Origin of the sequence: Photorhabdus namnaonensis, from assembly GCF_001684335.1 — a bacterium.
GTDB lineage: Bacteria > Pseudomonadota > Gammaproteobacteria > Enterobacterales > Enterobacteriaceae > Photorhabdus > Photorhabdus namnaonensis.
In genome coordinates this window covers 1-8,550 of record NZ_LOIC01000085.1, presented here as the reverse complement: position 1 = coordinate 8,550, position 8,550 = coordinate 1, and the positions used below count along the sequence as shown (strand labels likewise).

Genomic DNA, 8,550 nt, shown 5'->3' with positions numbered 1-8,550 from the left:
CCGGAATACTGAACAACCGTGACCATGCCCAGATTTACAGCGTGGGCGACCTGCACATCGGCGGCCAGTTGGATAATACCCTGACGGCTACCGGTCAGGCACGAGCGCTCAATAACCACGCGGCGACGATTGAAGCCGGGCGCCACTTGAAGATGAATGCCGACCGGATTAACAACACCAACGCTGGGTTGGTGACTCAGGTCGTCGAAACAGAAAAGTCTCAGCATCACGATGCAGTACTAAGCGGCCAGACCACTCGCTATGACTGGTCACAGGTGGACACTTCCCACCGCAATAAATACAAAGTGCACGATGCCATCATGCCGGATGGCAGCCGCAGTAATGACTTTTACGAATATCAGTACACCCGCACCGTCAAAGAAACTCAGGTCAAACAGAGCGACCCCGGTAAAATTCTGGCCGGGGGTAATATCACGCTTAACAGTGCGCAGGTCACCAATCACGACAGCCAAATTATTGCCGGCGGGGCGCTAGACGGGGTGATAGGCGAGTTGCACAATATCGCTACTCAGGGGGAACGCATCACTACCGATGAAGGTCGCCAGACCCACTGGTATGCCAAAAAGACCAAACACAAAAAGTTGGGATTCGGGGGGACCAAAACCTCACAGGGGAAAAGCCGCAGCCATTATGACCCTGCCCCCGTCATAGAAACCATTGACCTGAAAACGCTGGCCTGGCAGGCGCATACCCGTCCACAGGGTACCGATATCACGATTACAGACCGACAAACCGGTCAGATACATTCTGCCCCCACGGCGGTCACACCAGTGAACGGCATCAAAAATCAGCCACTGAGTTTGCCCCCGGAGACCGTCAAAGGACAAACTGTCGATCCGGTGATACGCGTGGTGACCCCCGATACCCGCCTGCCGGATAACAGCCTGTATACCGTGCAGCCGGGCAGCGACAGCCACTATCTGGTGGAGACCGACCCGAAATTTACCCAGTACAAACAGTGGTTGGGTTCGGACTATATGCGGCAACAGTTAACGCACGACCCGGCGCGGGTCCACAAACGCCTGGGCGATGGGTTTTACGAACAGCGTCTGGTGCGCGACCAAATCACCCAACTGACCGGCCGGCGCTATCTGCCCGGTTACAACAACGACGAAGCCCAGTTTAAGGCGTTGATGGATGCCGGTATCGCCTTTGGCAAACAGCAACAATTAACGCCGGGTGTCGCCTTAAGTCCGGCGCAGATGGCATTGCTGACCTCGGACATTATCTGGCTGACTAACCAAACCGTCACCTTGCCGGATGGCGCGACCGAGGTAGTGACTGTGCCGCAGGTTTACGCGCGCGTCCGTCAGGGCGACCTGAGCAGTGATGGCGCACTACTCGCTGGTAATACCGTGGCGCTCAACAGTCAGGGCGATATCACCAACAGCGGCACGATTAGCGGGCGTGACGTCACCCAACTGACGGCTAACAATCTGACCAACAGCGGCTTTATTCGCGGCGGCAAAGTGGATTTGACGGCCCAACAGACGCTCGCCAACCGGGGCGGCCAGATTCAGGGAGATGACCGGGTGACGCTGAAAGGCCGCGATATCATCAGCGCATCGACGGTGCGCGGGGATGACGCTAACCGTTGGTTAGACCGTCCGGCGGGCATTTATGTGCAGAACGATAACGGCGCCTTATCGCTGAGCGCCATCAACAATGTGCAATTAACCGCCAGTGACGTCAAGAATGCCGGTAAAGACGGTCACACCGAGATAACCGCAGGCCATGACCTGACGCTGGACGCCTTAAGCACGCGCCGCACAGAACAGGGCGACTGGGGGAAAGAGAACTATCGCCATCTGACCCAGCAACAGGATATCGGCAGCCAGATAACCGGCGCCGGTGAGGTGACCCTGCAAGCCGGGCATGACGTGAACGCCACCGCCGCCCATGTTAATGCCGGTCAACAACTGACGGCGCAGGCCGGCAATAACCTGACGCTGACCACCGGTACAGCCTCATCCGACTTAGTGGAGCACAGCAAACAAACCAGCAAAGGCTGGCTGTCGAAATCGTCAGTGGAAACCCACGACGAAGTGCATGACCGGCAGGCCCTGAGCACCACATTCAGTGGCGATAAAGTGACTCTACAGGCCGGTAAAGACCTGCATATTAGCGGCAGCAATGTCGCCGGTACGCAGGACGTCAGCCTGAACGCCGGTCATCAGCTCACCGTCACCACCGCCGCGGAAGCGCACGATGAAACCCATTGGCGGCAGGAGAAAAAATCGGGCCTGATGGGGACCGGGGGGATTGGCTTCACCTTAGGCAAAGCCAGCCAGAAAGTCACTACCGACAGTGACAGCCAGCTGAGTAAAGGCAGCACGGTCGGCAGCAGCCAGGGTAAGGTGACCCTCAACGCAGGAGAACAGCTCCGGGTTCACGGCAGTGAGGTGATTGCCGGTAAAGACCTGACGCTGACCGGTCAACAGGTCGATATCACCAGTGCGGAAAATAATCACACCGTGTTGACGAAAACTGAACAAAAACAGAGTGGTTTAACCGTGGCGCTGAGCGGCGCAGCCGGAGGTGCCGTCAACAGCGCAGTGCAAACCGCCAGAACCGCCCGCAATGAAAGTGACCCGCGAGTGAAAGCCCTGCAAAACACTCAAGCCGCCCTCAGCGGAGTACAAGCGGCGCAGGCGGGCCGACTGGCGGAGGCTCAGGGCAGTGATGACAAAGGCAATAATAATCTGGCCGGGGTGAGCCTGTCCTATGGGCGCCAGTCTTCCCGTTCAGAACAGCAGCACCGCCAGACCACCCAACAGGGCAGCCACCTCACTGCTGGGGATAACCTCACGATAACGGCTCACGGTGACGATAAAGGAACATCAGGTCCGAACGGCGATATCCGCATTCAGGGCAGCCAGTTACAGGCGGGTAAAGACCTGCAACTGAATGCCAGTCGGGATATTCAGCTCTCCTCCAGCCAGACCACCGAGCAGACCACCGGCAAAAACAGCAGCCACGGCAGTTCACTGGGCATGGGCCTGACCGTGGGACCGGGAGGCACCGGCCTGAACGTCTCGGCCAATGTCAGTCGGGGCAACGGCCGTGAAAGCAGCAACGGCGTCAGCCACACTAACACCACATTACAGGCGGGACAGGCCGTCGGGCTGAACAGTGGCCGGGATACTACGCTCAAAGGGGCTCAGGTCAGCGGCGAGCAGATTACCGCCGAGGTGAAACGTCATTTGACATTAAGCAGCGAGCAGGACAGCCAGCGCTATGACAGCCGACAACAGAATGCCAGCGCGGGCGTCAGCGCCACCGCAGGCCCCCTCACCAATGGTACCGCGAGCCTCAATGCCAGCCGCAATAAACTCCACAGCAACTATGACAGCGTGCAGGAGCAGACCGGGTTGTTTGCCGGCAAAAGCGGCTATCAGGTTAACGTCGGCGACCACACGCAACTGAACGGCGCGGTGATAGCAAGTACCGCCGACAAAACCAACAACACCCTGAACACCGGAACGCTGGGCTTCAAGGATATTAAAAATCAAGCGGACTTTACTGTTGAGCAGCAAAGCGCGGGCGTCAGCCTCGGCCAACCCACCGCCAGTCAGGTCCTGAATAATCTGGCGGTCAATGGGCTGAGCGGTTCCCATAACCAGGGCCATGACAGCAGCACCACGCACGCCGCCGTCAGTGACGGCAACCTGATTATCCGGGATAAAGCGCACCAGGCGCAGGATGTCGCGACCCTCAGCCGCGATACCGATAACGCCGCGAATGTCCTCAGTCCGATATTTGACAAGGAAAAAGAGCAGCAACGGCTGAAACAGGCGCAACTGATTGGCGAAGTCAGCGCCCAAATGACCGAGATAGCCAGTACGGAAGGGAAAATTATCGCCACCAAAGCGGCGAAAGCGAAACTGAATCATATCAGTGAACCGGACAAAGCCGCCGCCAGAAAAAAACTGGTCGACAGCGGCAATCCACACCCGACTGCGGCGGATATCAATAAGCAAGTTTATGACACCGCTTACACACAGGCGCTGAATGACTCCGGCTTGGGGACCGGCGGAACCTATCAGAAAGCCCTACAGGCGGCTACGGCAGCGATTCAGGGCTTAGCAGGGAACAATCTCGGTCAGGCGCTGGCCGGGGGCGCTTCACCGTATCTGGCCGGGGTGATTAAAGAGCTGACTACTGATCCGCAAACCCATCAGGTGGATATCGCCACCAATACGCTGGCCCATGCGATTTTAGGCGCGGTGGCGGCGGAAGTGAGCGGTAACAATGCCCTGTCAGGGGCAGCCGGTGCGGTTTCGGGTGAACTGGCGGCTCAGGTCCTGATTAAGCAGCTTTACGGCGACGGAGCAAAAGTCAGTGAGTTAACGGAGGAGCAGAAACAGACTATCAGCACCCTTTCCACCCTGGCGGCAGGACTGGCCGGCGGCATTGCCGGTGGCTCCACCGGGAGCGCCCTCACCGGGGCGCAGGCTGGGAAGAATTCGGTCGATAATAATGCACTAGCTGTGCCAATGTCACCACCGCCAATAGCAGGTTCAAACACGGGTGAAGTTGTGAACGAAGCAAATCAGACGATAGCTTCAGCTTTGGACAAAAAATTGAAGGAAATGGGAGAGTCTATAGATAAAGCCACCCAATGCTCCTTTGGCCGGACATGTTCGTCAGATTATGTGGATAATGAAAGCCAACCAAATATAGGTAACAACCTGACAAATGAAGAGAAGAAGGAGTATGGTGGTACAGGAAATCAGCAGCCACCTGATGATAATCAGAATAAGAATGGACAGAATGAAAATAAACCATCAAATATTAAAATGGCTGACGATAACTATTTAAAACAGAATGGAATTGATGCCCATGAGCTTAAATCTGACGTTGTTGGTAAGAAAAATATATCGAAATATGATATTTATGTGAATAAAGAAACTGGTGAACTATGGGTCTTCAGAAAAGGGGGGACTGGAGAAGGTATCCCAACAGGTGAATTCATTAAATAAGGTTATAACGAATGAGTAAATCAACTGTGAGTGTGTATTTTTTGATCTCAGGAGATAAATTAAATCCTGAGGATGTAACTGAAAAATTAGCTATTCGTCCAACGAAATGTTGGGTAAAAGGTGCCCCTATACCAGGGAAAAAACGTCGTAGAATAGATAGTTGTTGGCTTTTAAGTACAGGTGATGAAGAGTCGCTTGATATTGGTGAGCAGTTAGGAAAAATATTCGCATTACTACAGGACAAAAAAAAGGTTTTGGTAAAATTGGCTAATGAATATGAGCTTGATTATCAATTTAATATAGTAATTAAAATAGAAGAAGGAATTAAGCCAGCAGTAAGCTTGGATAAAATGATGATCAAAGAGCTTGACGAATTAAATGCGGGACTAGATATTGATCTGTATATATATAGTTAAATTAAGTTGTTGTAGACAATAATCATCTAAGCGTTGACCAGAATCGTTCAAGGAGCGAGGAACTGGTCAACTGTCAGGGGGATACCAGTTGTCGTGCGACTGTCAGGGATAAATATCGGCAGGAGTATGACAAGGTTCAGGAGCGGATAGCAACGTGTTCAGGGACTGACCAGTGCGTTGCTGTTGCCAAAGAACTGCGGGCATTGCAAGGTGATTACAGCGCACGAATAGGCGAAATTCAGGAAAAAGCCAGAATGAAGGGGCTGGATTCCCTTACGCCAGCAGAAGTGCGGGAATGGGCAGATTTACGCGGTGCGATGTCAAATATTGACGCATCACGGAATTTGGTGCTCCATCGTGCCCAAGTCACCGGCGGCTCAGAAGAAACGACCCAGGAAATCGTGAAGATTATGGGGCAGACGGGAATTGCGGCGTCTGCGGGGGTGGCAAGAGGGATCAGTAAGGCTGGAGCAAAAGGAATAAAGGGAAGTGCTGTACCAGTACCTAATCCAGTGACAGCGAATAATGGGTTAGTTTATAAATCAAATCCTAAACATACTCTTGGTGGTGATGGAAATCGCCGTAATGCGGGAATAGAACCAAAAGACTCATTGAAACTTTTTGAAAACTCAATTCCAAGTTCCAAAAATTATGGTAATAAAGAAGTTAGATTTGCTAAGGATGAAAAAGGTAATGTTCATCGGTTCGAAGGGACCAATGGGGAATATCACTGGAATGGAAGTACCGGTGATGTAAAAAATCCATTGAATAAAAATGACATTCCTAATGAAGTCAAAAAACAACTTGGTTTGTCCGGAAAATGGAGATAATTATGATTTTTGGTGATCCATATCGTTTTGCAGTGTTAATACAACATCTTCCAGAATGGAGTGATGATACTTATAAAAATGGACTTTTCCATTTTTGTATTGATGGTTTTTTTTTCCCTGAAGAAATAAGGACATCTACCCTTTGGGTAGATGTTTTTTCGTTGAAAGACAATACTAATGCTTTATTTTCTTTTCAGGAAAATAAAGCGTTGTTTGAAAAAGGAACTAAAGATGCTTTTAACTTTATGTTAGGAATGATTTCTCCAGAGTTGATAGGACAAGATGAGCCCGAAAATTTTGAACAATCTTACCAATATCAAGCGTCAACAGAAAATATTAATGATGCTGGTTTTATTGTTTTTGCTGTTTCTCATGGTGATATGGTTAGGATACTTGGCGCTAAGTATAGTGAATTAAAGCAAGACGAACATGGGAATGGTTTTTGGGAAACGATCACTAATCCTGATATCAGAGAGGCAATTCTTTATAAGAGTGAAGTTAATGAAATAATTTCAAAAGCATTCGAATATTATTCAACCATTTAACTCACTACCTTTTAACAGCATCAAAGCAAAATAGCTTATGAGGCTCAAAAATCGCATCGGGGCGTTGTTGGTCGAGCATCAAACTGCACTGGGAAAATTGTTTGCAACTGACTGAATTCATTATAAAAAGCGTCAGGCTTCACGACAGAGAAAGTTGTTGTAGACAACAATGCCCTTAGCATGGGGAGTCTGTTTGGTTCCGAAGGCGCTAAACATTTTGAAGGCGCGGGGTCGCTGGCTCAAAAGATGGCTCAATCCGGGGCAACACCCGAAGAAATCAACGCAGCCTTAACTCACTACCTCAAAGGACAAGTCCCTGAGGGTCAAGACCCAGCAAAAGATCTGATTATTGCGTGGGGGAACTTCTTTGGTGTTCCGTTGGATGTCGTGTTATCAAATGAGCAGATGACGCCACAGAAAGCGGCGGAAATTGTTGCCGGAGGGATACCTACCAGTGAAGCGAAGCTGATACAGTTTGCGGCAGCAAAAGCGTTTTTGTCTTTAAGTAAGTATCAGTCGACAGAAGTCATTGAGGGGAAAGGAAGTTCTCTAGCTGATAAAAATATTGCTGGAAATAAGACGACAACTCATTCTGAAAAATTAGAGTGGAGTTCATGGCAACATTATCAAAAAACTACTGTTGATGGACGATAATACGCCAAAATTGGTGATCGTCTTTACTCACAACATGCTGTGGATAGAATGCAACCTTCTGGTCTTGGTTCACCAGCAGGAACAACCGGACCTGGTAGAAATGTGACGCCCAACATTGTAGATCATGTAATTAAAACTGGTACTCCACAAAACAGTGTTGTTAATGGTGTTACCCGGACAACATATTGGAATGGTGATGTTGGTGTCGTGACTGAAAAAAATGGTAATGTAATTATTACGATCCTTCGTAGGAGTGTGAAATGAATGATTGGATCTACCCTGAAGTAATTGAGTGTCTGAAAGAAGCTTGTAGGAGCTTTCTTGAAGGAAAGATAACAATACAGGATATTCAGTCAGAGATTTATAAAGCAGAAAATCAAATAGTTGCACTTGAAGAAAAGTGGCTTCGCACAATTTTATTTGATGCAGAGAATGAGATAGAGCTATTGATCTATACAGTCGATGAAAAAAGGCTAGATGAATCAGTAATATCTATAATCAAAAATATTTTAACCAATATAGGATAATTTCAAGTAATTTCCTGCCTCTTGAACGGATATCTAGTTTAAGAGGCAAGATTTCTTCTGAGATTGTTTGAACGACTGTTTCACTTTATCACCTTCAACATCAAACCACGGGGATAGCATTCAGTCTAGTTAATAGCCATATCGGGATTTACCGGTTTAATACTCAGTCCTTTTAGCTATACCAGTACCTAATCCAGTGACAGCGAATAATGGATTAGTTTATAAATCAAACAGTAAACACACTCTGGGAGGAAATGGAAATAGGCCAAGTGCTGGCCTTGAACCGCAAAATTCTCTCAATTTATTTGAGAAGTCAATACCAACAAAAGATCCTAAAGTTAGATTAGCGATAGACGAAAAAGGTAATATTCATAGATTTAATGAGAGAAAAGATGGTTCAGGTTCATTTCATTGGAGTAGAAGCACTGGTGATGGTAAAAATGCTCTGGGTCATAATGAGCTTCGGAAGTTTAACAGTGAAATAAAGCAACTAAATAAGATTTCATAATAGTGCTACACTCATTTTTTGTCTTCCTGGCTTTTGCTGTGATGAAAACGATGCCAAAAAGGCATCA

Annotated in this window: 8 protein-coding genes and 1 pseudogene; all 9 read left to right on the top strand. The window is 49.1% G+C overall.

Annotated features, from left to right (window positions below):
- Positions 1–4,511, top strand: a pseudogene (locus Phpb_RS25060) (hemagglutinin repeat-containing protein); the annotation flags it as partial.
- Between the two features lie 6 nt (positions 4,512–4,517).
- On the top strand, positions 4,518–5,003 hold the full coding sequence (locus tag Phpb_RS27295) for a polymorphic toxin type 33 domain-containing protein (RefSeq protein WP_082302640.1): 486 nt from the start codon (positions 4,518–4,520) through the stop codon (positions 5,001–5,003).
- An 11-nt stretch (positions 5,004–5,014) separates the two neighbouring features.
- On the top strand, positions 5,015–5,419 hold the full coding sequence (locus Phpb_RS18860) for a DUF4279 domain-containing protein (RefSeq protein WP_065391711.1): 405 nt from the start codon (positions 5,015–5,017) through the stop codon (positions 5,417–5,419).
- A 203-nt stretch (positions 5,420–5,622) separates the two neighbouring features.
- A complete protein-coding gene (locus tag Phpb_RS24100; protein WP_240492615.1) occupies positions 5,623–6,249 on the top strand; it encodes a hemolysin/hemagglutinin-like protein HecA precursor in 627 nt (208 codons plus the stop codon).
- Between the two features lie 2 nt (positions 6,250–6,251).
- On the top strand, positions 6,252–6,794 hold the full coding sequence (locus Phpb_RS18850) for an immunity 42 family protein (protein WP_065391710.1): 543 nt from the start codon (positions 6,252–6,254) through the stop codon (positions 6,792–6,794).
- 180 nt (positions 6,795–6,974) lie between these two features.
- On the top strand, positions 6,975–7,448 hold the full coding sequence (locus Phpb_RS27030) for a hypothetical protein (RefSeq protein WP_065391709.1): 474 nt from the start codon (positions 6,975–6,977) through the stop codon (positions 7,446–7,448).
- 48 nt (positions 7,449–7,496) lie between these two features.
- Positions 7,497–7,712 carry a hypothetical protein gene (locus Phpb_RS24600; RefSeq protein WP_065391708.1) on the top strand — a complete coding sequence of 72 codons (216 nt, stop codon included), beginning with the start codon at positions 7,497–7,499 and terminating at the stop codon, positions 7,710–7,712.
- On the top strand, positions 7,709–7,975 hold the full coding sequence (locus Phpb_RS18835; RefSeq protein WP_065391707.1) for a hypothetical protein: 267 nt from the start codon (positions 7,709–7,711) through the stop codon (positions 7,973–7,975). Before Phpb_RS24600 ends, Phpb_RS18835 begins: the two co-directional genes overlap by 4 nt.
- Positions 7,976–8,171: 196 nt before the next feature.
- The gene (locus tag Phpb_RS18830; RefSeq protein ID WP_082302638.1) at positions 8,172–8,483 is read left to right on the top strand and encodes a hypothetical protein; all 312 of its coding nucleotides are present in this window, start codon (positions 8,172–8,174) and stop codon (positions 8,481–8,483) included.
- The last annotated feature ends 67 nt before the right edge of the window (positions 8,484–8,550 follow it).

Bases quoted from the DNA above. Each gene is read 5' to 3' on its own strand.
- Phpb_RS27295 (WP_082302640.1), top strand. From the start codon at position 4,518: ATGTCACCACCGCCAATAGCAGGTTCAAACACGGGTGAAGTTGTGAAC.
- Phpb_RS18860 (WP_065391711.1), top strand. From the start codon at position 5,015: ATGAGTAAATCAACTGTGAGTGTGTATTTTTTGATCTCAGGAGATAAA.
- Phpb_RS18850 (WP_065391710.1), top strand. From the start codon at position 6,252: ATGATTTTTGGTGATCCATATCGTTTTGCAGTGTTAATACAACATCTT.
- Phpb_RS27030 (WP_065391709.1), top strand. From the start codon at position 6,975: ATGGGGAGTCTGTTTGGTTCCGAAGGCGCTAAACATTTTGAAGGCGCG.
- Phpb_RS24600 (WP_065391708.1), top strand. From the start codon at position 7,497: ATGCAACCTTCTGGTCTTGGTTCACCAGCAGGAACAACCGGACCTGGT.
- Phpb_RS18835 (WP_065391707.1), top strand. From the start codon at position 7,709: ATGAATGATTGGATCTACCCTGAAGTAATTGAGTGTCTGAAAGAAGCT.